Below are 26,117 nucleotides of genomic sequence, written 5' to 3'. Positions count from 1 at the left end.
CTCACGCGGCACGTTCCCCGGCCGGCTGGGTCGGGTCCAGGTGGGTCGGGTCCAGGTGGGTCGGGGCGAACATCCGCAGCAGCGCCGGCAGCACCACGACGCTCGGGCCCGGGGCCGCCAGCGCCGCCGCGAGGTCGCGCTCCAGGTTCTCGGGCGTGCTGCGGACGGCCGGCACGCCGAAGGACTCGGCCAGCCGGACGAAGTCCGGGCGGGCCAGCTCGGTGGCCGTCGCCTCGCCGAAGGCCTCCGCCATGTACTCGCGCAGGATGCCGTACCCGCCGTCGTCGACGATCAGCCAGGTGACGTCCAGGCCGAGCTGGCGGGCGGTGGCGAGCTCGGCCACCGAGTACATCGCGCCGCCGTCGCCGGAGACCGCGAGCACCGGGCCCCCGGTGGCGGCGGCCGCGCCGAGCGCCGCCGGGAACCCGTAGCCGAGGCCGCCGGCGCCCTGGGCGGAGTGCATGGCGTTCGGCCGGCGGGCGTCGAAGGCCGACCAGGCCCAGTAGCCGAGGATCGTCATGTCGAAGAAGACCGGCGAGTCGTCCGGCAGGGCGCGCCGGACGGCCGCCAGCAGGTCCTGCTCCAGGTCGAGCCCCTGCTCGTCGATCCGGGCCCGGACCTTCTTCAGCAGGTCGGCGGCGGCGGCCTCGGCCCGGCCGTCCGGGGCGTTCGCGGGCACCGAGTCGGCGAGGGCCGCCAGCGCCCGGCGGGCGTCGGCGTGGATGCCGAAGGCCGGGTGGTTGGACTCCAGCTTGCCGAGGTCCGCCTCGATCTGGATCACCCGGCCGCGCGGCGCCAGCGTGTGGTAGTTGCTGGAGAGCTCGCCGAGGCCGGAGCCGACCACCAGCAGGACGTCCGCGTCCTCCAGCAGGTCGGTGGTGTGCCGGTCCTCCAGCCAGGACCGCAGCGACAGCGGATGCTCCCAGGGGAAGGCGCCCTTCGCGCCGAAGGTCGACGCCACCGGGGCGCGCAGCAGCTCGGCCAGGCGCAGCAGCTCGGCGGTCGCGCCGGAGCGCACCACGCCGCCGCCGGCCAGGATCACCGGGCGCTCGGCCTCGGCCAGCAGCACCGCCGCCTCCGCGATCAGCTCCGGCCGGGGCACCAGCGCGCGCGGCTCGGCGCGCAGCCCGGTCACCCGGGGCACGGTGGTGGGGGCGAGCAGCACGTCCTGCGGGATCTCCACCCAGACCGGCCCGTACGGCGCGGTGAGCGCGGACTCCCAGGCGGCGGCCAGCGCGGAGGGGATCTGCGAGGCGGTGCGCGCGGTGTGCACGGACTTCACCACGTCGCGGAAGCTGGCCTGCTGGTCCCGGAGTTCGTGCAGGTAGCCGCGCCGGTGCCCGCCGAGGCCGGCCGAGGGGATCTGGCTGGAGACGGCCAGCACCGGGACGGAGGCGGCGGCGGCCTCCTGGAGGGCGGCGAGCGAGGTCAGCGCGCCGGGGCCGGTGGAGAGTAGCAGCGGGGCGACCGTACCGGCCGTCCTGGCGTAGCCGTCGGCGGCGAAGCCGGCGTTGTTCTCCACCCGCAGGCCGACGTAGCGCAGCGGGGAGCGGCGGAGCGCGTCGAACAGGCCCAGCGCGTGCTGGCCGGGGAGGCCGAAGACGCACTCGGCGCCGAGCGTGGTCAGCGACTCGACCACCAGGTCACCGCCGTTGCGGACGTGGTTCATGCGCGTTCTCCGGCGATCTGGCGGGCCATCAGGGTGGTCAGCTCGTAGGCGGTGTGCGAGGCGGCGACGGCGGTGATCTCCGCGTGGTCGTACGCGGGGGCGACCTCGACCAGGTCGGCGGAGACCAGCCGGCAGCCGGCCAGGCCGCGGAGGATCTCCAGCAGCTCGCGGGAGGTGAGGCCGCCGGCCTCGGGGGTGCCGGTGCCGGGGGCGTGGGCGGGGTCGAGCACGTCGATGTCGATGGAGACGTACAGCGGCCGGTCGCCGATCCGCTCGCGCAGCTGCTGGGCGACCTCGTCGACGCCGCGGCGCATCACGTCGGCGGAGGTGACGATGCCGAAGCCGAGCTTCTCGTCGTCGGTGAGGTCCTGCTTGCCGTAGAGCGGGCCGCGGGTGCCGACGTGGGAGAGCGCCTCGGTGTCGAGCAGGCCCTCCTCGACGGCGCGCCGGAAGGGCGTGCCGTGGGTGTACTCGGCGCCGAAGTAGGTGTCCCAGGTGTCCAGGTGGGCGTCGAAGTGCAGCAGTGCGACGGGGCCGTGCCGCCGGGCGACCGCGCGCAGCAGCGGCAGCGCGATGGTGTGGTCGCCGCCGAGGGTCATCAGGCGGGCGCCGGTCGCGAGCAGCTCGTCGGCGGCGGCCTCCACGGTCTCCACCGCCTCGTGGATGTCGAACGGGTTGGCCGCGATGTCGCCGGCGTCGGCGACCTGGGCGAGCGCGAACGGCGAGGCGTCCTGGGCCGGGTTGTAGGGGCGCAGCAGCCGGCTGGCCTCCCGGATCGCGTTGCCGCCGAAGCGGGCGCCGGGGCGGTAGGAGACGCCGGTGTCGAAGGGGACGCCGACGACGGCGATGTCGGTGCGGCCCACCTCGTCCAGCCGGGGCAGCCGGGCGAAGGTGGCGGGGCCGGCGTAGCGGGGGACGCGGGAGGAGTCGACGGGGCCGCGGGGGGCGGGGTTGCTCATGGGGTTTCCTCGGGGTGGGTCAGTCGGTGTGGTCGGGGGCGATCCGGGCGGCCAGTCGCAGCAGCGCGGCCCAGGCGAGCTCGTACGCCTGGTCGTCCTGGAGGTCGCCGCCGTGCTCCTCGCCGGTGAGCTGGCGGGCGGCGAGTTCGCAGACGTCCTCGGGCGGCAGGATCAGCGGGGCGCCGGCGGCCTGGGCGGTGGTCTGGATCTGGCAGGCCTGCTCCAGGTAGTACATCCGCAGGAAGGCCTGGCCGGGGGTCTGCCCGACGGTGAGCAGTCCGTGGTTGCGCAGGAGCATCGCGGGGTGACCGCCGAGGTCCTCGACCAGGCGCCGGCGCTCGTCGAGGTTGAGCGCGACGCCCTCGTAGTCGTGGTGGCCGAGCCGGTTGTGGAACTCCATCGACATCTGGTTCAGCGGCAACAGCCCGCCCTGCTGGGCAGCGACGGCGCAGCCGGCCCGGGTGTGGGTGTGCAGGACGCAGTGCGCGTCCTCGCGGGCGGCGTGGACGGCGCTGTGGATCACGAAGCCGGCCGGGTTGACGGGGTGCGGGCCCTCCTCGACCGCGTTGCCGTCCAGGTCGATCTTCACCAGGTTCGAGGCGGTGATCTCCTCGAACAGCAGCCCGTACGGGTTGATCAGGAAGTGCTGCTCGGGGCCGGGCAGCCGGGCCGAGATGTGGGTGAAGATCAGGTCCGTCATCCGGAAGTGCGCGACCAGGCGGTAGACGGCGGCGAGTTCACGGCGCAGCCGGAGCTCCTCGGTGGTCATCGGGGCCCTCTCGGTCATCGGGGTCTCCTCAGGCGGCCACGGGCGCGGCGGACTCGGCGGCGGCCCGCTCGGGGGCGTCCTGGCCGGCCAGGCGGCGGCGCCACTGCTCCAGGACGACGGCGTCGGTGGGCCGGGTGGCGAGGCTGGCGGCCAGGTAGGCGACCAGGCTGACGGCGAGGCCGTAGTAGATCGGCTCGTTCGCGAGGACGCCCTCGGTGACCATCAGGACGATCACGGTGAGGCCGCCCGTGACCATCGAGGCGAGCGCGCCCTGCAGGTTGCCGCGGCGCCAGAGCAGGCCGCCCAGGATCGGCACCAGCAGGCCGCCGACCAGCAGGTTGTAGGCCACCGTGAGGGCGGAGATGACGTCGTCCAGCAGGCAGGCGACCAGGATCGAGACGGCGCCGAGGGCCACGATGGCCAGCCGGTTGGAGCGGACCTCGTCGTGGTCGTCGGCGAGGGCCGGCGCGGGCCGTCCGCCGAGGGTGCGCAGCCGGGCCCAGATGTCGTTGTTGGCCACCGTGGCGGAGGCGATCAGGGCGCCGCTCGCGGTGGACATCATCGCGGACAGCGCCGCCGCCAGCACCAGGCCCTTGACGCCGGTCGGCAGGACGTTCTTGACGATCGTCGCGAACGCGCCGTCCGCGCTGGGCAGCGTCGGGTAGAGCGCCTTGGTGGCCATCCCGATGACGGCCCCGGCCAGCGCGTAGACCAGGCAGTAGACGCCGGCGACGGTGCCGCCGTACGAGGCGACCCTGTCGGTGCGGGCGGTGAACACCCGCTGCCAGATGTCCTGGCCGATCAGCATCCCGAAGGTGTAGATCAGCACGAAGGTGAAGATGGTCTCGCCGCCGATCGAGGTGAACGAGAAGTACCCGGTGGGCAGCTTGTCCTTCATCTCGGCGAAGCCGCCGGCCCGGATCACGGCGATCGGCAGCAGCAGCACCAGCACGCCGACGCTCTTCACCACGAACTGCACCATGTCGGTGAGGGTGATCGACCACATCCCGCCGAGGGCCGAGTAGCCGACCACGATGCTGCCGCCGATCACCACGGCCACCCAGCGCGGCACGTCGAACAGCACGTCGAAGACGGTGGCGTAGGCGATGGTGGAGGTGACGGCCAGCATCAGGGTGTAGATCCACATCACCACCCCGGAGATGATGCTGGCGGCGCCGCCGTAGCGCAGCGAGAGCATCTCGGCGACGGTGTAGACGCGCAGCCGGGCGATCCGGGCGGAGAAGAAGACGCTCAGCGCCAGCAGGCCGAGGCCGATCGCGAAGACCATCCAGGCGCCGGACAGGCCGTAGGTGTACCCGAGCCGCACCCCGCCGATGGTGGAGGCGCCGCCGAGGACGACGGCGGCCATGGTGCCGGTGTACATCAGCGGGCCGAGGCGGCGGCCGGCGACCAGGAAGTCGCTCTTGGAGGCCGCGCGTCTCTTGCCCCACCATCCGACTCCGACGATGCCCAGCAGGTATCCGATCATCACGACGTAGTCGACGGCCATGGGGTCCTCCGATCCGGTGCGGCCCGCGCGGTGGGACGCGGGGGCCGCCCAGGTGGCTGTTCGTGGGGGCGACCGCTGCGCGCCGTCGGGGAGCGGGGGTGGCGGCGGCAGCGGCTGGTGGCGGGGGAGGTGACGGGTTCGTGCGCTCTCGGGGTCGGACGGTCGTACGGCCGCGGGGGTCGTACGGTCGCGGGGTCCGGATGCCCGGGGCCCGCGTGCTCCGGGGGCTGCCGTACGAGGGCCGCCGTTCCGGGGTCGGGCCCGGGCGGGCGGGTGGCCCGGAGCCGGCGTGGTGGGGGCCGGTGGGCCGGAGGCCGGCCCCGCGGCGATGCAGTGACGCTATCCGGGCCCGGCCCCGGAGAAGAAGTGCCGGTTTCGTCCAACCTGGTGGACGACAATGGATGAAACATCCTCGGAAGGCGCCCCGTGACCACCCCCGACCAGCCCGCCGCACCCCCGTACGCGCCGGCCCCCGGCACGCCCGCCGTACCGCTCTCGGTGCTGCTCGCCGACCCGGCCCTGGGCCTGGAGCGGATCGCCGGGCCCGTCGACGACCGGCTGATCGGCACCGTCGGCACCACCGAGGTCGAGGACCCGGCGCCCTACCTGCTCGGCGGCGAACTGCTACTCACCGCCGGCGTACGGCTCCCGCAGAGCGCCGAGGGCATCGACGGGTACGTCCGCGGCGTGGTCGGGGCCGGCGCCGCCGCCCTGGGCTTCGGCGTCGCGCCCGTCTACCAGGAGGTGCCACCGGAGCTGGTCGCCGCCTGCGAGCGGCACGGCCTGCCGCTGCTGCGGGTGCCGGTCGCCACCCCCTTCGTCGCCGTCGGCCGGGCCGCCTACGGCGCGATGGCGGAGGCCCGCAACCGCGACCTGCGGCAGATCTCCGAGGCGCAGTCCGCGCTCGCCTCCGCCGCCGCCCGCCCGGACGCGCTGCGCGCGGTGCTGCACCAGCTCTCGGTGCACCTCGGCGCCTGGACGGCCCTGCTCGACGGCCGGGGCGGCGAGCTGTTCGGCGCCGGCCGGCGGCCCGGCCCGGCCGTCCAGCGGCAGCTGTCCGAGCTGGCCGTCCGCACCGCCGCCCGGGCCCGCCCGGCCGGGCCCGGGCGGGTCCGCCCGCCGACCGCCGCCGCCGAGCACCACGCCGGGACGTACCTCACCGTGCACAGCCTCCCCGGCGGCGATCGGTCCGGCGGCCCGCTGGCGCTCGGCGTCGCCGCCACCGCGCCGCCCACCGTGGTGCACCGCTCGGTGACCGGCGTCGCCACCGTGCTGCTCTCGCTGCTCACCAGCCCCCGGCACGCCCTCGGCGCGGACGCCGCCGGTGCGGGCGCCCTGGTCCGGCTGCTGCTCGGGGCCACCCCCGCCGAGGTGGCGCCGGCGCTGCTGCCGGCCGGCGCCCCGCCCGCCGGGCGCTGGGTGGTGGTGCACGGCCGGCGCGGCCGCCCGGGCACCGGCCCCGCCGTCGACCCGGGCGGCGACGCCGTCCGCCTCGCCGCCCTCGGCACCGTGCTCGGCACGCCCTACCTGGACCTCGAAGGCGACACGCTGCGGGCGCTCGTCCCCGGCGACCGGCCGCCCGAGCCGGGCTCCGCCGCCCGGCTCGGCTGGACCCTCGGCCTGAGCGCCCCGGCGGCCACCGCCGACCTGCCGATCGCCGACACCCAGGCCCGGCGGGCCCTGCGCCGCGCGCTGGCCACCGGTGAGGAGGTGGTGCACCACCGCACCGAGGAGCGGAGCGTGCACGGCCTGGTCTCCGGCTCCGACGCCACCGAGCTCGCCCGGCTGCGGTTCGCCCCGCTGGAGACGGCCGGCGCCCCGGGGGCGGCCGTCCTGCTGGAGACCCTGCGGGCCTGGCTCTCCCTGCACGGCAGCTGGGACCGCACCGCCACCGCCCTCCAGCTGCACCGCAACACCGTGCGCCAGCGGATCGCCCGGGTGGCCGAGCTGCTCGGCGTGGACCTGCAGGATCCGGACGTCCGGATGGAGCTCTGGTTCGCGCTGCACTGGCTGCCGGGCGAGCGGCCGGCGGACGGCGGGCGCTGAGCGCGGTCCGGCCGGCCGGTTCGGCGCCCGCCGGGCCGGCGCGGGCGGGCAGACTGGGCGGGTGCAGACTTCGACCCGCCCCACCGCCGAACAGCTCGCCGCCGCCCAGGACGCGACCATCCCGGACATCGCAGCGCCCGGGCTCACCGTGCTCTTCTGCGGCATCAACCCGGGCCTGTGGTCCGGCGCGACCGGCCGGCACTTCGCCCGCCCCGGCAACCGCTTCTGGCCGGCCCTGCACCGCTCCGGCTTCACCCCCCGCCAGCTGCGCCCCGACGAGCAGGAGCAACTGCTCGACCTGGGGCTGGGCATCACCAACGTGGCCCCCCGCACCACCGCGAAGGCCGACGAACTGACCCGGGACGAGCTGCGCGCGGGCGGCGCCGCGCTCGCGGAGCGGGTGGCCCGGCTGCGTCCGCGCGCGCTCGCCGTCCTGGGCATCGGCGCCTACCGGACGGCCTTCGGCAGGCCGCGCGCGACGGTCGGGCGCCAGCCGGACGGGCTCGGCGACAGCGAGGTGTGGGTCCTGCCCAACCCGAGCGGCCTGAACGCGCACTACACCCTGGACGCGCTCGCGGAGGAGTTCGGCCGGCTCCGGGAGGCCGTCGGCCGGTAGTGCCCGGTGCCGCCCCGGCCACGGCCGCCGGCCGCCCGCCGGGCCGGGTTCGAGCGGGGTTCGGGCCGCGGTTCGGGCCGGGATCGACGTCCGGCTGCGTCCCGGCGCCGACCGGACGGCGGCCGAGGAACGCCTGCGCGCCGCGGGTCGGGCGTACGGCGCCGACCGCTGTCACCCGTGGCGGCGTTCCCCCGGAAGCGTGTGGTCCGGCCGGCCGGCTTCGCCCGATCGGTGGACACGTGCGGCGGAACACCGGCGGCGGAACACGGGCGATCGGCTCGGCGTGGCGAACACGGCGTGGCGGACACGGATCGGCGCGACCGGACCGCACCCGCACCTCGACGCCGACGACCCGGGCCCCACGGCGGCCGGAACGGGGAGGAAGGACCGGGTGAATTCCTGTTGCCGTCACCGCGCCCCGGCCGGATACCCGATCAAGATCAAAATCGTGCCGGCGGCCGGCGGATTGGGCCGGACGGCCGATCCCCGACCCGGCAATTCCCGCGACACGGCGGGTGGCACGGCGTCGGAAAGGAAGATCGTCCCAGCCCCGAAGCCCGGTCGGCCGATGTACGGCCCGGGCCGCCGGGACGGAAAACCGCGCACAACGGCCGTGGGGCCCGCAGAAAATCTGCGGGCCCCACGGTCTGCGACTCAAGCCGCGTACTTCGACACAACCATCAGATGACGGTGATGTTCTCCGCCTGCGGGCCCTTCTGGCCCTGCGTGACGTCGAACTCGACCTTCTGGCCCTCGACGAGCTCGCGGAAGCCCTGGGCGCTGATGTTCGAGTAGTGGGCGAAGACGTCGGCGCCGCCACCGTCCTGCTCGATGAAGCCGAAGCCCTTCTCGGCGTTGAACCACTTCACGGTGCCAGTAGCCATATTCATTCTCCTTCGGGGCTGAACCGGCGATCCACACCTCGCGGACCACCTTGTCGTCGCGCTGATTGCCCCGTCCGGAAAAGAATCCGGGCAAAAAACAAAAAGTGCGCCCCGGGTCGAAACCAGCAGGCGCACACATAAGTTCATGGGAACCAAAACTGCAACTGATACCGACAGTACCACGGCCGGAGGGTCGAATGACCCGGGGCCGGCAGAAAATTCAGGCCTCGCGCCGGCAGGCTCCGATGTGCGACTCTCGACCTAGAGGACCAGTCCATCCCCCGACCACACCCGTGAGGCAACATGCGCTCCACCATCGCCGGCCGCTCGTTCTACCTGGAGGCGAACGAGGTGGAGAAGGCCATGGCCGGCATCAAGCCGGAACCCGCCCTGGCCGAGGCCGTCCGCATCGGACGCCGCTGGTACCCCGTCAAGCAGGTCGGCGCCGTCATCACCCGCCAGGACCGTCGCGACTTCAGCGCCGCCGAGGTCTACCGCGCGATGGAGCGACTCGGCTTCACCTGCCGGACCGCCCCGCCGGTCGCGGAGACGCCCGAGCCCACCGAGCCCACCGCCGGCACGGAGTCCACCGACCCGCTGGGGTTCTGACCACGCTCCGGCCGGACGAGGACGGGCCCCCGCCCACCTCCGACAGCCCGCGTGAACCACGCCCGGCCAGGCCCGCAGGGCCGCCGGGCCTTTCGGCTTGTCCGGCCCCGGGCGGGCGGGCCCGGGGGCCTGCCCGCCCGGCCGGTGCCCGGCCCTAGCCGGGCACCTCGGAGCCCGCCGCGCCGGCCCCGCGAGCCAGTTCCGCGACGAACCTGTGCACCTGGCCGGCCGGGTCCGCCGCGCCCGTCCAGCCGGTCATCAGCAGGTGGTGGACGGTGCCCACGACGACGAGCGCCAGCGCGCCGCAGTCCGTCCCCGACCCGACCCGTCCGAGCTCCCGCTCCGCCTCCAGGTAGTCGGCCAGCGCGCGCTCGACCTGCGGCATCCCCGGCGCGCCGGCCGCCATCGCCGCGCGCACCCGGGCCGACACCCCCGCCCGGGTCAGCGCCAGCGAGGCGACGGCGGGGCCGCTGGAGGCCAGCAGCGCGAGCGCCGTCGCGGTCAGGTTCCCGGCCACCGTGCCCTGTCCGGCCCGGCCGGGGAGGGCCGCGGCGCCCTGCGCGACCGCGCCGAAGCGGTCCAGGACCAGCTCCGCGACGAACTCGTCCAGGTCGGCGAAGTGGCTGTACAGGACGCCCTTCGCGCAGCCCGCCTCGCCGGTGACCGACCGGTTCGACAACCCGCCCGGCCCCTCCCTGGCGAGCACCCGCTCCGCGGCGGCGAACAGCCGCTCCCGGACATCGGTGATCGGCACTCCTCGGGGTGACATCGTCCTCCTCCGCCGCCGCCCGGGGGCGACCGCCTCCCACCGATACCCCTTGCAGGTATGGGCGCTCGCCCATACTATATGGGCAGGCGCCCATTCTAGGGGGCGGCGCCGCACCCGACCGGAGGGATCTCCCGATGCACCAGGTCGTCAACACCGAGCAGGCCCAGGCGTGGAACGGCTACGAGGGGCAGCACTGGGCCGACCACCACGACCGCTGGCAGGCCGTCAACGAGGGCTTCGACGAGCACCTGTTCACCGCCGCCGCGATCGGCCCGGACGACCGGGTGCTCGACATCGGCTGCGGCACCGGCCGGACCACCCGATCGGCCGCCCGCCGCGCCCCCGGGGTCCGCGCGCTGGGGCTCGACCTGTCCGCCCCGATGCTCGCCCGGGCCCGCGCCGCCACCGCGGACGACGATCCGGCCGACGTCGCGTTCGTCCAGGGCGACGCGCAGGTGTTCGCCTTCCCCCCGGCCTCCTTCGACGTCGTGGTCAGCCGGTTCGCGACGATGTTCTTCTCCGACCCGGTCGCCGCCTTCACCAACGTCCGCACCGCGCTGCGCCCCGGCGGGCGGCTCGCGCTGGTCTGCATGGGCGACCCGGACCGCAACGACTGGCTGCGGGCCCTGTTCGCGCTGCGTCCGCACCTGCCGCTGCCGCCCCTCCCCTCCCTCGGCGACCCCGGCATGTTCTCGCTCGCCGACCCCGCCCGCATCCGCGAGGTGCTCTCCGGGGCCGGCTACTCGCAGATCGACTCCACCGCCGTCGAGGCCCCGATGCACTGGGGCCGGGACGCCGCGGACGCCGCCCGGTTCCTGCTCGGATCCGGCCCGGCGCACCACCTGCTCGCCCGGGTCGACGCGGCCACCGCCCGGCGGGCCGAGGAGGCCCTCACGGCCGCCCTGCGCCCCCACGCCGGGCCCGACGGCGTACGACTGCGCGGCTCGGCGCGACTGGTGACCGCCGTGGCCCCCTAGGGCCTGTCCGCCGCACCCCGCGGGCGCCCGGAACCGGCCCGCGGCTCACTCCTCGATCGCCCCGCCGACCGCCCGCAGGTGCTCACGGAACGTGAGCGCCGGATTCGCCTCACGGGCCGCCAGATAGCGGTCGAAGCGGGTCTGTTCGCGCAGCGACGTCCCGGCCCGCATCGCCTCCGCCTGCCGCTCCTCGGTCACCCGGACGGCGTCGGCGGCCGCCGCGATCTCGGGCAGCCTCGCCGCCGGCAGGAAGATCACACCGTCGCGGTCGCCGACCGCCACGTCGGCGGCCGTGACCACCCACGGTCCGACGTGCGCGAGCTCCAGCCCGTCCGGGTGCCGCACGCCGACCCCGAGCGGCCCCGCGGGCGTGGCGCCGAGGCTGAACAGCGGCAGCCCGATCCGCAGCAGCTCGCCGGTGTCGCGGTGCAGGCCCCAGACGACCGCCCCGGCCAGACCGGCCCGCTGGAGCTCCAGCACCGCCAGGTCGCCGACGCACGCCTCGTCGAGCCGGCCGCCGTTGTCGACGACCATCACGTCACCCGGCCGGGAGTACTCCAGCGCCTCGAAGAAGACGTCCACGCTGCCGACGTGACGCACCGGCAGCACCCGGCCCGCGCAGCGCATCCCGCCGGACAGCGCCACCAGCCCCGCCGGGCCGCACCGCACCGGGAGGCCGAGGCGCAGGCACGCGTCCGCGAGATGCGGGGTGGACAGTGCCGACAGCGCGGACAGCGCCTCGGCCTGCTGGTCGCTCATCAAGCCCTCCGGATCCCCGGCCCCGGCCGGGGGCGGCAGCGCCCGCCACGGCCGGACCGGGTCGACGTCGCCGATCGGCTCCGCAGTCTCCTCCCCCGCCACGAACGGGGCAAGGAGAACGCCCGATCGGGTGAGCGGGGCGGCTCCGACCGCTCAGCGACCGCCGAACTTCTCGTCCGTGGGGACGATCTCGCGGCCCAGCGGCATCAACGAGATCGGGATCATCTTCAGGTTCGCCCAGCCGAACGGGATCCCGATGATCGACAGGAACAGCGGGATGCTGGTGATCACATGCCCGATCGCGAGCCAGATGCCGGCGAAGATCACCCAGATGACGTTGCCCACCAGGGACGGCGCGCCGGCGTCGTCCCGCTGGACGGTCGTCCGGCCGAAGGGCCACAGGACGTAGCCCGCGATGCGGAACGAGGCGATGCCGAAGGGAATGGTGATGATCAGGATGCAGCAGATGATCCCCGCGATGGCGTAGCCGATGGCCATCCAGATGCCGCAGAAGATCAACCAGATCACGTTGAGGATAAAGCCGATCACCTTCATGGAATCCACCCTCCCACGAGCCGTCCCCCGAGGCTCTTCGGTGCGTACCCGGCGAGTCCCCGCCGGGGGGCCACCGGAAACCCGGGGGCCGGGGCCGCTCCGCTCGCGGGCCGTCAGCCGAGCGGCTCGCGGGCGTTCTGCAGGCGGTCGAGCTCGGCGATGTCGGGGTGGTGCAGGTCGAAGGCCGGAGACTCGGAGCGGATGCGCGGGAGGGTGACGAAGTTGTGCCGCGGCGGCGGGCAGGAGGTCGCCCACTCCAGTGACCGGCCGTAGCCCCACGGGTCGTCGACCTCGACCTTCTCCCCGTACTTCGCGGTCTTCCAGACGTTGTAGAGGAACGGCAGGGTGGAGAGGCCGAGCAGGAAGGAGCCGATGGTGGAGACGGTGTTCAGGGTGGTGAAGCCGTCCGAGACCAGGTAGTCGGCGTAGCGGCGGGGCATGCCCTCGGCGCCGAGCCAGTGCTGGACCAGGAAGGTCGCGTGGAAGCCGATGAACAGCGTCCAGAAGTGGATCTTCCCGAGGCGCTCGTCGAGCATCCTGCCGGTCATCTTCGGCCACCAGAAGTGGAAGCCGGCGAACATCGCGAAGACGACGGTGCCGAAGACCACGTAGTGGAAGTGGGCGACGACGAAGTACGAGTCCGAGACGTGGAAGTCGATCGGCGGGGAGGCCAGCAGGACGCCGGTGAGACCGCCGAAGAGGAAGGTGACCAGGAAGCCGACCGTCCAGAGCATCGGGGTCTCGAAGCTCAGCGAGCCCTTCCACATGGTGCCGATCCAGTTGAAGAACTTCACCCCGGTGGGCACCGCGATGAGCAGCGTCATGATCGAGAAGAACGGCAGCAGCACCTGGCCGGTCACGAACATGTGGTGCGCCCAGACGGTGATGGACAGGCCGGTGATGGCGACGGTCGCGGCGATCAGGCCGCTGTAGCCGAAGATCGGCTTGCGGCTGAAGACCGGGATGATCTCCGTGACGATGCCGAAGAACGGCAGCGCGATGATGTACACCTCGGGGTGGCCGAAGAACCAGAACAGGTGCTGCCAGAGCATCGCGCCGCCGTTCGCCGGGTCGAAGACGTGCGCGCCGAACTTGCGGTCGGCCTCCAGCGCGAGCAGTGCGGCCGCCAGCACGGGGAACGCGAACAGCACCAGCACGGCGGTGAGCAGGATGTTCCAGACGAAGATCGGCATCCGGAACATGGTCAGCCCCGGCGCCCGGAAGCAGACGATCGTGGTGATGAAGTTGACCGCGCCCATGATGGTCCCGAAGCCGGAGAGCGCCAGACCCATGATCCACATGTCCCCGCCGATCCCCGGCGAGTGGACCGCGCTGTTCAGCGGCGCGTAGGCGAACCAACCGAAGTCCGCGGCGCCGTCGGGGGTGGCGAAGCCGGCCACCACGATCAGCGAGCCGAACAGGTACAGCCAGTAGGCGACCATGTTGAGCCGCGGGAACGCCACGTCGGGGGCGCCGATCTGCAGCGGCATGATCCAGTTCGCGAACCCGGCGAAGAGCGGGGTCGCGAACATCAGCAGCATGATCGTGCCGTGCATGGTGAACAGCTGGTTGTACTGCTCGTTCGACAGGATCTGGGTGCCAGGCCGGGCCAGCTCCGCCCGCATCAGCAGCGCCATCACCCCGCCGACCAGGAAGAACCCGAAGGCGGTGGTCATGTAGAGGGTGCCGATGCGCTTGTGGTCGGTGGTGGTCAGCCAGGACACCAGCACCTGCCCCCGGGGCCCTCGCCGGCGACCGCCCCGGCGGGGGCGGGGCGGCCGCTGCGGGCCGCGCCCGGGGGTCTCGGTTCTCGGCAGAAGGGTCATGGCTCCGCACCTTCCCTGGGCACCGTCACGAGTGGTCCGTCAAGCACTACCAGTCGCGATTGCCGGGAGCGTGCGGCACGCCGGGTCGGGCCGGGGCGGCGTCAGCCGAACGCGGACGCACGCCGGGCCCGCGCCCCCGGCCGGGCCCGGACGCCCCCCGCGGCGCGCCGGGGCGGGACCCACCCGGCCGTACCCGGCCGCGAGGGACGCCCCCCGGCCCCGGCCGGCCGCGACGGGCACCTCAGCCCCGGGCCCGCTGCGTCGCCGCGATGCACAGCAGGACGGCGAGCGCGGTGACCGGAGCGGCCGGCGGCAGCTCCTCCCCCAGCAGCAGGACGGCCCACACCAGGGTCAGACCCGGCTGGGCGAGCTGCAGCTGACTGGCCTTCGGCACACCGACCTCGGCCATCCCCCGGTACCAGACCACGAATCCGCCGAACTGCGAGACCGCCGCCGTGTACGCCAGCCCGCCGACCGCCCCCGCGGACAGGTGGACGGGTTCGGCCGCCAGGGCCAGCGCCGCGGCGGGCACCGTGACGGGCAGCGAGGCCACCACCGCCCAGCCGATCACCTGCCAGCCCGGCATCTCCCGGGAGAGCCGCCCGCCCTCCGCGTACCCGGCGGCGCAGACCAGCAGGGCCCCGAACAGGTAGAGGTCCGCCAGGGCCAGGCGGCCGTGGCTCTGCTGGAGGGTGAAGCCGAGCACGGCGGCCGCGCCGGCCAGCGCGGCGCACCAGAAGGCGCGGGAGGGCCGGGCACCGGTACGGGCCGCCGAGACCGCGGCGGTGGCCAGCGGCAGGATGCCGACGACGACGGCCGTGTGGGCGGTCGAGGAGGTCTGCAGGGCCAGGGTGGTCAGCAGCGGGAAGCCGAGCACGCAGCCGGCCGCCACCACGAGCAGCCCGGGCCAGTACCGGCGGTCGGGGACGCGGACCCGGGCGGCGGCCAGGCAGCCCAGCGCGAGGACGCCCGCCAGCACCCCGCGCAGGCCGGTCGCCGTCCAGGGCCCGAAGCCGGTCAGGGCGCCGGCGGTGGCGGGGAAGCTGAAGGAGAAGCAGAGGACGCCGAGGGCCGCGAGCAGGGTGCCCCGGCCGGCGGCGCCGCCGGTGCGGCGGCCCACCGCTATCGTGATCGGTCGAGTAGCGCTATCTTGTGCCGTCATGAACGAGCCTAGCAGCGTCACCGAACTGGCCGACAGTCTCCGGCGCGATCTCGACCGCTACTCCGAAGGCGAGAAGCTGCCGTCGAGCCGGGCCCTGGTGGAACGCCACCAGGTGAGCCCGGTGACGGTGTCCCGGGCGATCGCGCTGCTGGTCACGGAGGGCCTGGTGGTCTCACGGCCCGGCTCCGGCGTGTTCCGGGCGCCCCGGCCGGGCTCCGGCCCCGGGAGCGCGGTGAAGCCGGGGGACGTCTCCTGGCAGGAGGTGACGCTGAGCGCGGAGGCGGGCACGCACGTCCCCGGTGCGGCCGGCCTGCTGGCCACGCTCACCGTCCCGCCGCCCGACGTGATCGACCTGAACGGCGGCTACCCGCACTCCTCGCTGCTGCCCGAACGCACGCTCGCCGGCGCGCTGGCCCGGGCCGGACGCCGGCCCGGCGCCTGGGGGCGCCCGCCGGTGGACGGGCTGACCGAGTTGCGGGCCTGGTTCGCCCGGGACATCGGCGGGCCGGGCGGCTCGCTGGGCGCCAGCGACGTCCTGGTGACGGCGGGCGGGCAGAGCGCGCTGACCACGGCGCTGCGCTCGCTGGTGAGCCCGGGCGCGCCCGTCCTGGTCGAGTCCCCGGGGTACCCGGGGACGCTGGCGGTCGCGCGGGCCGCCGGGTTGCGACCAGTGCCGGTGCCGGTGGACGCGGAGGGCGTCCGGACCGACCTGCTGGCCGACGCGTTCGAGGCCACGAAGGCCCGCGCCTTCGTCTGCCAGCCGCTGTTCCAGAACCCCACCGGCGCCGTGCTCAGCACCCCGCGCCGGGCCGAGGTGCTGCGGATCGCCCGGGCGGCGGGCGCCTTCGTGATCGAGGACGACTTCGCCCGCCGGCTGGTGCACGCGGACGCCGCCGCCCTGCCCCGGCCGCTGGCGGCCGACGACCCGGACGGCGTGGTGGTCCACGTCCGCTCGCTGACCAAGGCGGCCTCGCCGAGCCTGCGGGTGGCGGCGCTCACCGCGCGCGGGCCGGCCATGGAGCGCCTGCGCGCCGTCCAGGTGGTCGACAGCTTCTTCGTCCCGCGCCCGCTCCAGGAGGCCACCCTGGAACTCGTCGGGGACCCGGGCTGGGCCCGGCACCTGAGGGTGCTGGCGGCCGAACTGCGCAGCCGCCGGGAGGCCGCGGTGAGCGCGCTGCGCCGGGGGCTGCCGGGCCTGCTGGGGGCGTCGGTGCCGGCCGGGGGCTACCACCTGTGGCTCCGGCTGCCGGACGGCGAGGACGAGGCGGCCGTCGTCGCCGCCGCGCTGCGCGCCGGTGTCGGGGTGACGCCCGGCCGGCCGTACTTCGCGGCCGAGGCCCCGGGGCCGCACCTGCGGCTGAGCTACGCGGCGGCGGAGAGCGTCGCCCAGGTGGCCGAGGGGGTGGAGCGGCTGCGCCGGGCGTACGCCCCGGCCGGCCGCACCGACTGACCTGGCCGGCTGACGGAGCCCGCTGACGGGCCCGGCTGCGGCCGGCTCCCAAGAGCGGACGGCCCGCCACCGGCGTCAGGCCCGGTGGCCGGCCATCCGCTCCAGGCGGGCGATCCGCTCGGCCATCGGCGGGTGGGTGGAGAACAGCCGGGCACCGGCCTCGCCCGGCCGGAACGGACTGGCGATCATCATGTGGCTGGCGGTCTGGAGCTGCGGCTCGGGCGGCAGCGGCAACTGCCTGGTGCCGGCGTCCAGCTTGCGCAGGGCGCTCGCCAGGGCGAGCGGATCGCCGGTGATCCGGGCACCGTCGGCGTCGGCCTGGTACTCGCGGGAGCGGCTGACGGCCAGCTGGATCAGGCCGGCCGCGAGCGGCCCGAGGATCATGATCGCCAGGATGCCGAAGAGTCCCGGTCCGTCGTCGTCGTCACCGCGGCCGAAGGGCACCAGCCAGGCGAAGTGGACCAGGAACATCACCGCCGAGGCGAGCGCCCCGGCCACCGAGGAGATCAGGATGTCGCGGTTGTAGACGTGGCTCAGCTCGTGCCCGAGCACCCCGCGCAGCTCGCGTTCGTCCAGGATCCGCAGGATGCCGTCGGTGCAGCAGACGGCCGCGTTGCGGGGGCTGCGACCGGTGGCGAAGGCGTTCGGGGCCGGTGTCGGCGAGATGTAGAGGCGGGGCATCGGCTGGCGGGCCGAGGTGGAGAGCTCCCGGACGATCCGGTACAGACCGGGCGCCTCGATCTCGCTCACCGGGCGGGCCCGCATGGCGCGCAGGGCCAGCTTGTCGCTGTTCCAGAACGCGTAGGCGTTGGTGCCGATCGCGACCAGCAGCGCCAGGACGAAGCCGGTGCGGCCGAAGAAGCTGCCGATCACCAGGATCAGCGCGGAAAGACCGCCGAGCAGTACGGCGGTCCGCAGTCCGTTGTGCCGGCGATGCACGGCAGGCCCTCCAGGTGGTGCGGTGGGAAGCCTTCTGTCTAGTCCCCGTGCCGGATCAACGGACGGATGCGGGGGCCTTGTTCCCTTGTGCTTCCGCGTTCCGCCGCCGTGCCTCCCGCCTTCCGGCGCGCAGGCCGGGCCGGGGCCGCGCCCGACCTGCGCCCCGACCGGCCCGCGGGCGGGCGGAGCGGCGACGAACGAGGTCGGCGCGGCCGGCGGCCGGCCGGGCTCAGAAGAGGCTGCCGCCCGCCACCTGGAGCACCAGCTGCGGGGCCACCGAGAGGACCACGGCGACCGAGGCGGTGAGCGCGAGGGTGGCCGTGAGCGGGGCGGGCAGCCGGCGGGCCCGCGGGGCCTGCTCGGCCTCCTGCGGCCCGGGGAGGAACAGCTTCGCCGTCCAGAGCAGGTAGTAGAACAGCGCGATCACCACGTTGACCGCCATCACCACGGCCAGCCAGCCGAGGCCGGCGTCGACGGCGGCCCGGAACACCACGACCTTGCCGAAGAGGCCGATCACGCCGGGCGGCAGCCCCGCCAGGCAGAGCAGGAAGAAGGCCAGCGCGAGCGCCGTCCAGCGGCGGCGGGCGTACAGCCCGCGGTAGTCGTCCAGCCGCCCTCCCGAGCGGGAGACGACGGCGGCCACGGCGAACGCACCGAGGTTCACCACCCCGTAGATCAGGCCGTACGCGGCGGTGGCGCCCAGCGGTCCGGCGCCCTCGGTGTACCCGGCGGCGGCGATCGGCACCAGCAGGTAGCCGGCCTGCGCGACCGAGGACCAGGCGAGCAGGCGGACGGCGCCGTACTCGGTGTCGGAGCGCTGGCGCAGCGCCGCGACGTTGCCGGCCGTCATGGTGAGCGCGGCCAGCACCGCCAGGACCAGGCCCCAGCTGTGGCCGTACGGGCGGAAGCCGACGCTGGTGACGAGCGCCAGCCCGGAGAGGCCGGCGGCCTTGCCGACCACCGAGAGGTAGCCGGCCACCGGCAGCGGGGCGCCCACGTAGGTGTCGGGCACCCAGAAGTGGAAGGGGACGACGGCGACCTTGAAGGCGAAGCCGACCAGGACGAGCACCGCACCGGCCTCGGCCATCGGCTTCAGCTGTCCGGGCGCCTGCGGCAGGGCGTCCGCGATCACGCCCAGGTGCAGGCTGCCGGTCGCGGCGTAGACGAAGCCGACGCCCATCAGCATCACGGCGGTCGCGGTGACGGACGACAGGAAGAACTTCAGCGCGGCCTCGGCGCCCCGGCCGTCGCGGCGCAGGGCCACCAGGGCGAAGGCGGGCAGCGAGGCGACCTCCAGCGCGACCACCAGGGTGGCCAGGTCGCGGGCGGCGGGCAGCAGGGCGGCGCCGGCGGCGCTGCTGAGCAGCAGGAACCAGTACTCGCCGCGGGGCAGCCCGGTGGCGGGGCCGCCGGTCGGGGCCTCCGCGTCCACGGTGTGCACGGAGAGCAGGGCGGCGATCAGCGCCCCGCCGAGCGCGAGCAGCTGGAAGACCAGCGCGAAGTGGTCGGCCACGTAGCTGCAGCCGCCGGCGGCGGCCGGGACGTCCTGCAGGCAGAAGGTGGCGCGGGGGGCGCCGCCGGTGAGCGGCAGCAGTGCGAGGACGGCGAGGGCGAGGCCGGCGACGGAGAACCAGCCGAGCAGTCGCTTGCGGCGCTCGGGCAGGAAGAGGTCGGCGACCAGGACGGCCAGGCCGGCGGCGGCGGCGATCAGCGGCGGCGCGACGGCCACCCAGTCGACGGACTGGATGAGGCCGCCGGGGTCGGCTACGGCGAGGGAGGTCACAGTGGGCTGCCCCGTGAGGTGAGTGCTGAGCTGCGGACCGATCAGGCCGGCGAGCTGGGCGGTGGCCATGGTTCAGCCACCTCCGAGCAGGTACTTGACGGCCGGGTCGGAGAGGCTGAGCAGGAGGGCGGGCCACAGGCCCGCGAGCAGGGTGAGCGCGGCGAGCGGGGTCCAGCTGACGGCCTCGTAGCGGCGCAGGTCCGGGACGACGGCGGTGGCCGCGGGCTGCTCCGGGTCGCCCATGCAGACCCGCCGGACCACGATCAGCAGGTAGGCGGCGGTGAGCAGGGTGCCGAGGCCAGCCAGCACCATGTAGGTGACGAAGGCGGGCCGGGAGAGCCCGGCGGCCGGGTCGAAGGCGCCGTACATGGCGAGCAGCTCGCCCCAGAAGCCGGCGAGTCCGGGCAGTCCGAGGCTGGCGACGGCGGCGAAGGCCAGCAGGGCGCCGAGGCGTGGCGCCCGCCCGTACAGCGCGGCGCCGGTGGCCCCGGCGAGGGTGTCGAGGTCCGCGGTGCCGTAGCGGTCCTTGAGGGCGCCGACGACGAAGAAGAGCAGGCCGGTGATCAGGCCGTGGGCGATGTTGGCGAAGAGCGCGCCGTTGACGCCCACCTGGGTGAGCGAGGCGATGCCGAGCAGGACGAAGCCCATGTGGCCGACGGAGGAGAAGGCGATCAGGCGCTTGAGGTCGCCCTTGGCGCCGGGCCGGGCGAGGGCCAGGCAGGCGAGCGAGCCGTAGACGATGCCGACCGCGGCGAACGCCCCGAGGTAGGGGGCGAGGGTGGCGGTGCCGTCCGGGACGACCGGGAGCAGGACCCGGACCAGGCCGTAGGTGCCCATCTTCAGCAGGACGCCGGCGAGCAGCACCGAGCCGACGGTGGGGGCCGCCGTGTGGGCGTCCGGGAGCCAGCTGTGCAGGGGCCAGGCCGGGGCCTTGACGGCCAGACCGACCATGATCGCGAGTGCGGCGGTGACCTGGGTGGTGTGGCTGAGGCCGCTGCCCCGGGCGGCGGCCAGCGCCTGCATGTCGAAGGTGCCGGCCTCGGTGCCGACCAGCAGGAAGCCGAGCAGCATCACGGCGGAGCCGAGCAGGGTGTAGAGGATGAAGCGGTTGGCGGCCGGGACCTTGCGTCCGCTGCCCCAGCGGGCGATCAGGAAGTACATCGGGATCAGCACGATCTCGAAGGCCAGGAAGAAGAGGATCAGGTCGAGCACGGCGAAGGTGGCGAGCATGCCCACTTCGAGCAGCAGGAACAGCCCGACGAAGGCCCGCGCGGAGGGCACGCCCTCGCCGGCGGGCAGCCGCTTGGCGGAGTAGAGGGCGCAGAGGAAGGTCAGCAGCGAGGTCAGCACGATCAGCGGCAGCGAGACGCCGTCGACGCCGAGGTGCAGGCGCACGTCGAGCGCCGGGATCCAGGCCAGGTCGGTGGTGGCCTGCATCCGGGCGGGCTCGTCGTGGTCGAAGCCGGCCGCGAGCACGACGGTGAGCAGCAGGACGGCACCGGTGACGGCGGTGTTGAAGCGCAGCGCGCGCCGGTCGGCGGCGGCCGGGTCGGCGCCGAAGACGGGGGCCAGGGTGACGGCCGCGCCGAGCAGCGGCAGCAGCAGGAGGGCGATGAGGACCGCGTTCATCGGGGGCTCCAAAGGGGTGCTGCGGCGGGCGGGGCGGGGCGGCGGGGTGCGGCGGCGGGGCCGGTCGGGTGGATCATCCGCTACACCGCCACCCAGACGGCGAGCAGGACGACCCCGGCGAGCAGTGCGCTGAGGTAGGTCTGCGCGTTGCCGGTCTGCGCCAGGCGCACGGCCCGGCCGAGCAGGTTGGCACCGATCCCGCCGCCGCGCACGTACGTCTCGACGACCTCGCGGTCGAGGAAGCGGACGAGCTTCGCGGCGCCGCCGACCGGGCGGACGACCAGGGCGCTGTACAGCCGGTCGACGCCGAAGCCGTGCCGGGCGGGGGTGAACAGCGGGCCGAGCAGGGTGCGGCCGGGATCGGCCGGGAAGTGCTCCGCCGCGGGGGCGCCGGCCTGCTCGGGCACCATGCCCTCGGCGGCGGGCCGCGGGCGGGCCGCGGTGATCCGCGCGGTGGCGGAGCGCCAGGCGGCGTACGCGATCAGGATGCCGATCACGGCCATGCCGGTGCCGATCACGGCGGTGGCCGGGGAGGGCCGCAGCGAGCCGCCGTCGAGCAGGGTGGGCAGCCAGTCGGAGCGCACGCCGGCGATGCCGAAGCCCATGGTGGGCACGGCGAGCACCCAGAGCGGCCAGCGCATCGCGGACGGCTCGGCGGTGCCCGGGTCGGCCTCGTCGATCTCGGGCGAGTAGGGGGCGTCCGGCTCGGCGCCGGCGGGTGCCGGTGCGGCGGGGACGGCGGAGGCCGGGGTGTGGAAGGCCACCAGCCAGAGCCGGGTGGCGTACGCGGCGGTGATCAGCGCGGTGAGGCCGGCGGCGACCAGGACGATCCACCCCGCCGCGGCGGGCACCGCGGAGGCCGGGCCGACACCGTTGGTGACGGCCTCTCCGGTGGCGGCGTGCTCGGCGGCGGTGAGCACCGCCTCCTTGCTGAAGAAGCCGGAGAACGGCGGCAGGCCGACCAGGGCGACCAGCGCGATCCCGGTCGTCCAGTAGGCGTCCGGCACCCGGCGGCGCAGCCCCGGCATCCGGGACATCGCGGAGATCGAGTTGGTGTGCGCGGCGTGGATGACCACACCGGCGGCGAGGAACAGCAGGGCCTTGAAGGCGCCGTGGCTGACCAGGTGGAAGACCGAGGCCTCGCGGTCGCCGGCGGCCAGGGCGCCGGCCATGTAGCCGAGCTGGCCGACCGTCGAGTAGGCGAGGACGCGCTTGAGGTCGTCCTGGGCGAGCGCGCAGAGCGCGGAGCCGATCATCGTGACGGCGGCCATCACCGCGAGGACGACCAGGGCGGCGCCGGAGAGCAGGAAGACCGGCAGCAGCCGGGCCACCAGGTAGATGCCGGCCGCGACCATGGTGGCGGCGTGGATCAGCGCGGAGACCGGCGTCGGGCCGGCCATCGCGTCCGGGAGCCAGGTGTGCAGCGGGAACTGCGCGCTCTTGCCGGCCACGCCGGCGAGCAGCAGCAGGGCGGTCAGCGTGGGGTGGCCGATCCGGCCGTCGCCGGCCGCGGCCAGCACGTCGGTGATCCGGAAGCTGCCGGCGTCGGCGCCGAGCAGGAAGATCCCGAACACGAACGGGACGTCGCCGAGCTTGGTGACCAGGAAGGCCTTCAGCGAGGCCGAGCGGGCGTCGGCGGTCTCCCAGTGGTGGCCGATCAGGAAGTACGAGCAGATGCCCATGACCTCCCAGCCGACCAGCAGCACGATCAGGTCGCCGGAGTAGACGACCAGCAGCATCGCCGCGGTGAACAGCGAGACCAGCGCCGCGTACGACGGGTAGCGCGGGTCGTCCTTGAGGTAGGCGGTCGAGTAGACCTGCACGCAGGTGGCGACCAGGCCGACCAGGACGGAGATCAGCGAGGTGTAGCCGTCCAGGTGGATGGAGATCGCGATGCCGGGGCCGCCGGTGGGGGCGAGCCGGGTGGCGGCGTCCAGGGACTGGCCGGTGCCGAGCTGGAGGGCGACGACCAGGGCGAGCACGGCGGAGGCGGCGACCGGGAGGATCGCCAGCGGCCGGGCGAAGCCGGGGGCGCGGCGGCCGGTGGCCAGGGTGGCGGCGGCGCCGAGCGCGGGCAGCGCGGGGACGAGCGCCGGGAGGGCGAGGTTCATGCGGTGGCCCGGCCCTTCGGCGCTTCGGCACCGGCGAGCGCCCCGGCGGCGGCCTCGGCCCGGTCGCCGAGCGCGGTGATGCGGTCGATGTCGGCGGTGCCCCTGGTCCGGAAGACCAGCAGGACGATCGCCAGGCCGAGACCGATCTCGGCGGCGGCGAGGGTGATGACGAAGAGCGTGAGGGCCTGTCCTGCGTGCAGCGAGTCGCGCAGCCAGGTGTCGAAGGCGACCAGGTTGAGGTTGACGGCGTTGAGCATCAGCTCGACCGACATCAGCACCAGGACGACGTTGCGCCGGGCGAGCACGCCGTACACGCCGACGCTGAACAGCAGCGCGGCGAGGACGGCTGGGTAGGCGAGGTGCATCGGCGGTCAGCGCTCCTGCGGAGGGGGCGTCGGGGCGTCGGGCGCCCCGGCGGGGGGTGTCGTGGTGGGTGCGGTCGGGGCCGCGGCGGGCGTCGGCGCGCCGGCGGCGCGGCCGGGGGTGCCGACCGGCTTGCCGGCCCGCAGCCTGCCGGCCCGGGGCGCCGGGACGCGGCCCTTGCCGGTGCGGGACAGCACGATGGCGCCGACCAGCGCCGCGAGCAGCAGGACGGACAGCGCCTCGAAGGGCAGCACCCAGTGCCGGAACAGGCTGGCGCCGGTGGCCCGGGCGGAGCCGCCGCCGGCGCCGAGGTCGATCCAGGCGCTGCGGAAGCCGTCGACCGTCAGGGTCACCAGGGTGCCGGCGGCGGCGAGGGCCACCACCAGCGCCACCCAGCGGTTGCCGGAGTCCGCGTCGGGCGAGCGCCCGATCGGGGCCCTGGTCAGCATCAGACCGAACAGCACCAGCACCACGACCGAGCCGAGGTAGATCAGCACCTGGACCCAGGCGATGAACTCGGCGGTCAGCAGCAGGAACTCCACGGCCAGCCCGCCGAGCGCGACGACCAGCCAGAGCGCCGCGTGCACCAGCTGCCTGGTGGTGACGGTGATCAGCGCGGAGCCGAGCACGGCGACGCCGACCAGCAGGAAGACGATCTCGACGCCGGTCGGGGAGAGGAAGGAGCGGGCGGCCGGTTCCAGTGGACCGGCCGCGGCCAGCAGCGCGCTCACTCGGACTCCTCGGCTTCGGCGGCTGCGCTGGCGGCGGCCGCCGCCAGCTTCTCGGCCGCCTTGCGGGCGGTGGCGATCTCCTTGGGCTCCTCGGCCGCCGGGTCCAGCGCGGGCGGCGCCGGGACGGTCCACATCCACTCGCGGAGCTTGTCCCGCTCGTGCGTCAGCTCCAGGATGTCGGTCTCCGCGTACTCGAACTCCGGCGACCAGAAGAGCGCGTCGAAGGGGCAGACCTCGATGCAGATCCCGCAGTACATGCAGAGCGAGAAGTCGATCGCGAACCGGTCCAGCACGTTGCGGGTGCGGGCCCGGGCGTTCGGGTCGGCGGCGGGCAGCGTCTCCTTGTGGGAGTCGATGTAGATGCACCAGTCCGGGCACTCGCGGGCGCACAGCATGCAGACGGTGCAGTTCTCCTCCAGCAGCGCGATCACGCCGCGGGTGCGCGGCGGGAGCTCGGGCTGCACGTCGGGGTACTGCGCGGTGACGGTCTTCTTCGTCATCGTCCGCAGGGTGACGGCCAGGCCCTTGGCCAGGCCGGAGCCGGGGAAGCTCATCAGGAGATCGCCACCTTGATGACGCCGGTCAGGGCGAGCTGGACGAGGGCGAGCGGGATCAGGACGGTCCACGCGAACCGCATCAGCTGGTCCTCGCGCAGCCGCGGGTAGGTGACCCGCAGCCAGATCACCACGAAGGCCAGCGCGAAGGTCTTGAGGATCGTCCAGAGCCAGCCGAGCTCGTCGGGCAGCGGCCCGTGCCAGCCGCCCAGGAAGAGCACGGCGGTGAGCGCGGAGACCACCAGGATGCCCGCGTACTCGGAGAGCAGGAAGAACGCGAAGCGCAGGCCGGTGTACTCGGTGTACGCGCCGAAGATGATCTCGGAGTCGGCGACCGGCATGTCGAAGGGCGGACGCTGCAGCTCGGCCAGGCCCGCCGTGAAGAACACGAACGCGCCGATCGCCTGCCACGGGATCCAGTACCACTCGAAGGCGTCCACGATGCCGGGCAGCGACAGGGTGCCCGCGGCCATCGCGACGGAGGCCGCGGCGAGCACCATCGGCAGCTCGTACGACATCAGCTGGGCGGCCGTGCGCAGGCCGCCGAGCAGCGAGAACTTGTTCGCCGAGGCCCAGCCGGCCATCAGCTTGCCGATCACGCCGACGCCCATCACGGCCAGCACGAAGAACAACCCGGCGTCGACGGCCTGCCCGACGAAGCCGTCCGGGCCCACCGGGATCGCCAGCAGCACGATCAGGTACGGCAGCAGCGAGACGGCCGGCGCCAGCTGGAACACCCGGCGGTCCGCCCCGGCCGGGACGATGTCCTCCTTCTGGACGAACTTGACGCCGTCGGCGACCAGCTGCGCCCAGCCGTGGAACCCGCCGGCGTACATCGGGCCGAGCCGGCCCTGCATGTGGGCCATCACCTTGTGCTCGGTCTGACCGATGATCAGCGGGAAGGTGAGGAAGACGACGAGCGCGGCGGCGCAGCGCAACAGCGTGTCGAGCAGGTTCACGCGCTGTCTCCTTCCTGGGTGGGCTTCTCGGGTCCGGCTGCGGGGGCTTCGGGCGTCCCGGTCTCGGGCTGCGGGGCATCCGGCTTCGCGGACTCGGGCTTCGTGGCCTCCGGCTTCGCCGGCTCGGGCTTCGCGGGCTCCGGTGCCGGGGTGGCCGCCGGTGCGGCGGGCTCCCCCGCCGGCTCCGCCGCGGGCCCGTGCGCGGGCACCGGTGCGTGCCAGGGCGCGTCGGAGGACCGCGTCCGGGCGGGCGGCGTCGGCGCCGACTTCTCGGCGGGCGCCTCGGCCGGGGTGACCGCCGGCGCCTCGGCCGGTGTCTCGGTCGGGGTGACCGCCGGGACGGCGGCGGTCTGGCTGGCCGAGCCCTCGGTGATCGAGCGGGTGCGCCGGGGCCGGTCGGCCCGGATCGCGGGCCCGCCCTCGGCCGCGGCCGGGGCTGCGGCACCGGCGGCGGCGCCCGCGGCCGCCCGCGGGGTGCGGGCCGCCGC

At 74.7% G+C, this 26,117-nt stretch carries 23 protein-coding genes and 1 pseudogene; 5 read left to right on the top strand and 19 right to left on the bottom strand.

Translation table 11 applies throughout. The annotated features are described in order from the left end of the window. Position 1 precedes the first annotated feature (1 nt). From ACFTWP_RS06405 to ACFTWP_RS06390, 4 genes are read right to left on the bottom strand one after another with little or no spacing between them, the layout of a single operon-like run. A complete protein-coding gene (locus tag ACFTWP_RS06405) occupies positions 2-1,669 on the bottom strand; it encodes a thiamine pyrophosphate-binding protein (protein WP_380263121.1) in 1,668 nt (555 codons plus the stop codon). Further along, on the bottom strand, positions 1,666-2,628 hold the full coding sequence (gene speB / locus ACFTWP_RS06400) for an agmatinase (protein ID WP_380263120.1): 963 nt from the start codon (positions 2,626-2,628) through the stop codon (positions 1,666-1,668). Before speB ends, ACFTWP_RS06405 begins: the two co-directional genes overlap by 4 nt. Positions 2,629-2,647: 19 nt before the next feature. After that, positions 2,648-3,415 carry a class II aldolase/adducin family protein gene (locus tag ACFTWP_RS06395; RefSeq protein ID WP_380263119.1) on the bottom strand — a complete coding sequence of 256 codons (768 nt, stop codon included), beginning with the start codon at positions 3,413-3,415 and terminating at the stop codon, positions 2,648-2,650. Between the two features lie 10 nt (positions 3,416-3,425). Further along, positions 3,426-4,907, bottom strand: coding sequence for a sodium:solute symporter (locus ACFTWP_RS06390; RefSeq protein ID WP_380263118.1), 1,482 nt, complete (start codon positions 4,905-4,907; stop codon positions 3,426-3,428). Between the two features lie 426 nt (positions 4,908-5,333). Here ACFTWP_RS06390 and ACFTWP_RS06385 point away from each other — a divergent pair, with 426 nt between their 5' ends. Then, positions 5,334-6,953 carry a helix-turn-helix domain-containing protein gene (locus tag ACFTWP_RS06385; RefSeq protein ID WP_380263117.1) on the top strand — a complete coding sequence of 540 codons (1,620 nt, stop codon included), beginning with the start codon at positions 5,334-5,336 and terminating at the stop codon, positions 6,951-6,953. Between the two features lie 61 nt (positions 6,954-7,014). Then, the gene (gene mug / locus ACFTWP_RS06380; RefSeq protein WP_380263115.1) at positions 7,015-7,569 is read left to right on the top strand and encodes a G/U mismatch-specific DNA glycosylase; all 555 of its coding nucleotides are present in this window, start codon (positions 7,015-7,017) and stop codon (positions 7,567-7,569) included. 680 nt (positions 7,570-8,249) lie between these two features. On the opposite strand, the gene ACFTWP_RS06375 is transcribed toward mug, so the two are convergent. Beyond that, a complete protein-coding gene (locus ACFTWP_RS06375) occupies positions 8,250-8,453 on the bottom strand; it encodes a cold-shock protein (RefSeq protein WP_073924377.1) in 204 nt (67 codons plus the stop codon). A 303-nt stretch (positions 8,454-8,756) separates the two neighbouring features. On the opposite strand from ACFTWP_RS06375, the gene ACFTWP_RS06370 reads away from it, so the two are divergent. Further along, positions 8,757-9,062 (top strand): SCO5918 family protein, encoded by a 306-nt coding sequence (locus ACFTWP_RS06370; protein WP_380263114.1) that lies wholly within the window; start codon positions 8,757-8,759, stop codon positions 9,060-9,062. Positions 9,063-9,216: 154 nt separating this feature from the next. Here the strand turns inward: ACFTWP_RS06370 and ACFTWP_RS06365 are convergent, their stop codons facing one another. Then, positions 9,217-9,831, bottom strand: coding sequence for a TetR/AcrR family transcriptional regulator (locus tag ACFTWP_RS06365; protein WP_380263113.1), 615 nt, complete (start codon positions 9,829-9,831; stop codon positions 9,217-9,219). Between the two features lie 134 nt (positions 9,832-9,965). Between ACFTWP_RS06365 and ACFTWP_RS06360 the strand changes: the two genes are divergently transcribed. Further along, on the top strand, positions 9,966-10,808 hold the full coding sequence (locus tag ACFTWP_RS06360; RefSeq protein ID WP_380263112.1) for a class I SAM-dependent methyltransferase: 843 nt from the start codon (positions 9,966-9,968) through the stop codon (positions 10,806-10,808). A gap of 45 nt (positions 10,809-10,853) precedes the next feature. Here ACFTWP_RS06360 and ACFTWP_RS06355 read toward each other — a convergent pair whose 3' ends face one another. From ACFTWP_RS06355 to ACFTWP_RS06340, 4 genes are all read right to left on the bottom strand, one after another. After that, positions 10,854-11,567: an RraA family protein gene (locus tag ACFTWP_RS06355; protein ID WP_380263110.1), complete on the bottom strand. Its 714-nt coding sequence runs from the start codon at positions 11,565-11,567 to the stop codon at positions 10,854-10,856. A 153-nt stretch (positions 11,568-11,720) separates the two neighbouring features. Then, positions 11,721-12,122 carry a YccF domain-containing protein gene (locus tag ACFTWP_RS06350; protein WP_380263109.1) on the bottom strand — a complete coding sequence of 134 codons (402 nt, stop codon included), beginning with the start codon at positions 12,120-12,122 and terminating at the stop codon, positions 11,721-11,723. Positions 12,123-12,235: 113 nt separating this feature from the next. After that, positions 12,236-13,948 (bottom strand): cytochrome c oxidase subunit I, encoded by a 1,713-nt coding sequence (ctaD, locus tag ACFTWP_RS06345; protein ID WP_380263108.1) that lies wholly within the window; start codon positions 13,946-13,948, stop codon positions 12,236-12,238. 241 nt (positions 13,949-14,189) lie between these two features. Further along, on the bottom strand, positions 14,190-15,110 hold the full coding sequence (locus ACFTWP_RS06340; protein ID WP_380263107.1) for a DMT family transporter: 921 nt from the start codon (positions 15,108-15,110) through the stop codon (positions 14,190-14,192). Here ACFTWP_RS06340 and ACFTWP_RS06335 point away from each other — a divergent pair. Further along, positions 15,109-16,560: a PLP-dependent aminotransferase family protein gene (locus ACFTWP_RS06335; RefSeq protein ID WP_380263106.1), complete on the top strand. Its 1,452-nt coding sequence runs from the start codon at positions 15,109-15,111 to the stop codon at positions 16,558-16,560. The two genes, ACFTWP_RS06340 and ACFTWP_RS06335, sit on opposite strands and share 2 nt — an antisense overlap. A 75-nt stretch (positions 16,561-16,635) precedes the next feature. On the opposite strand, the gene htpX is transcribed toward ACFTWP_RS06335, so the two are convergent. The 9 genes and pseudogenes from htpX to ACFTWP_RS06290 form a co-directional block, all read right to left on the bottom strand. After that, complete coding sequence (gene htpX, locus ACFTWP_RS06330; RefSeq protein ID WP_380263105.1) at positions 16,636-17,499, bottom strand: zinc metalloprotease HtpX; 864 nt, start codon at positions 17,497-17,499, stop codon at positions 16,636-16,638. Between the two features lie 229 nt (positions 17,500-17,728). Further along, positions 17,729-19,351, bottom strand: a complete 1,623-nt coding sequence (locus ACFTWP_RS06325) for an NADH-quinone oxidoreductase subunit N (RefSeq protein WP_380263104.1) — start codon at positions 19,349-19,351, stop codon at positions 17,729-17,731. A gap of 3 nt (positions 19,352-19,354) precedes the next feature. Next, a complete protein-coding gene (locus ACFTWP_RS06320; RefSeq protein ID WP_380263103.1) occupies positions 19,355-20,911 on the bottom strand; it encodes a NuoM family protein in 1,557 nt (518 codons plus the stop codon). Positions 20,912-20,991: 80 nt separating this feature from the next. Continuing rightward, complete coding sequence (locus tag ACFTWP_RS06315; RefSeq protein ID WP_380263102.1) at positions 20,992-23,022, bottom strand: NADH-quinone oxidoreductase subunit L; 2,031 nt, start codon at positions 23,020-23,022, stop codon at positions 20,992-20,994. Next, complete coding sequence (nuoK, locus tag ACFTWP_RS06310; protein ID WP_380263101.1) at positions 23,019-23,387, bottom strand: NADH-quinone oxidoreductase subunit NuoK; 369 nt, start codon at positions 23,385-23,387, stop codon at positions 23,019-23,021. Before nuoK ends, ACFTWP_RS06315 begins: the two co-directional genes overlap by 4 nt. Positions 23,388-23,393: 6 nt before the next feature. Next, complete coding sequence (locus tag ACFTWP_RS06305) at positions 23,394-24,116, bottom strand: NADH-quinone oxidoreductase subunit J (RefSeq protein ID WP_380263100.1); 723 nt, start codon at positions 24,114-24,116, stop codon at positions 23,394-23,396. After that, on the bottom strand, positions 24,113-24,670 hold the full coding sequence (locus ACFTWP_RS06300; RefSeq protein WP_380263099.1) for a NuoI/complex I 23 kDa subunit family protein: 558 nt from the start codon (positions 24,668-24,670) through the stop codon (positions 24,113-24,115). Before ACFTWP_RS06300 ends, ACFTWP_RS06305 begins: the two co-directional genes overlap by 4 nt. Continuing rightward, the gene (gene nuoH / locus ACFTWP_RS06295; RefSeq protein WP_380263330.1) at positions 24,670-25,623 is read right to left on the bottom strand and encodes an NADH-quinone oxidoreductase subunit NuoH; all 954 of its coding nucleotides are present in this window, start codon (positions 25,621-25,623) and stop codon (positions 24,670-24,672) included. The genes ACFTWP_RS06300 and nuoH overlap by 1 nt, the downstream gene beginning before the upstream one ends. 2 nt (positions 25,624-25,625) lie before the next feature. Next, positions 25,626-26,117 (bottom strand): annotated as a pseudogene (locus tag ACFTWP_RS06290) (hypothetical protein); the annotation flags it as partial.

It is taken from the genome of Kitasatospora sp. NPDC057015, assembly GCF_042673745.1.
Lineage (GTDB): Bacteria > Actinomycetota > Actinomycetes > Streptomycetales > Streptomycetaceae > Kitasatospora.
Note: the sequence above shows the minus strand (reverse complement) of the source record. Positions and strands in the feature narration are given on the sequence as shown.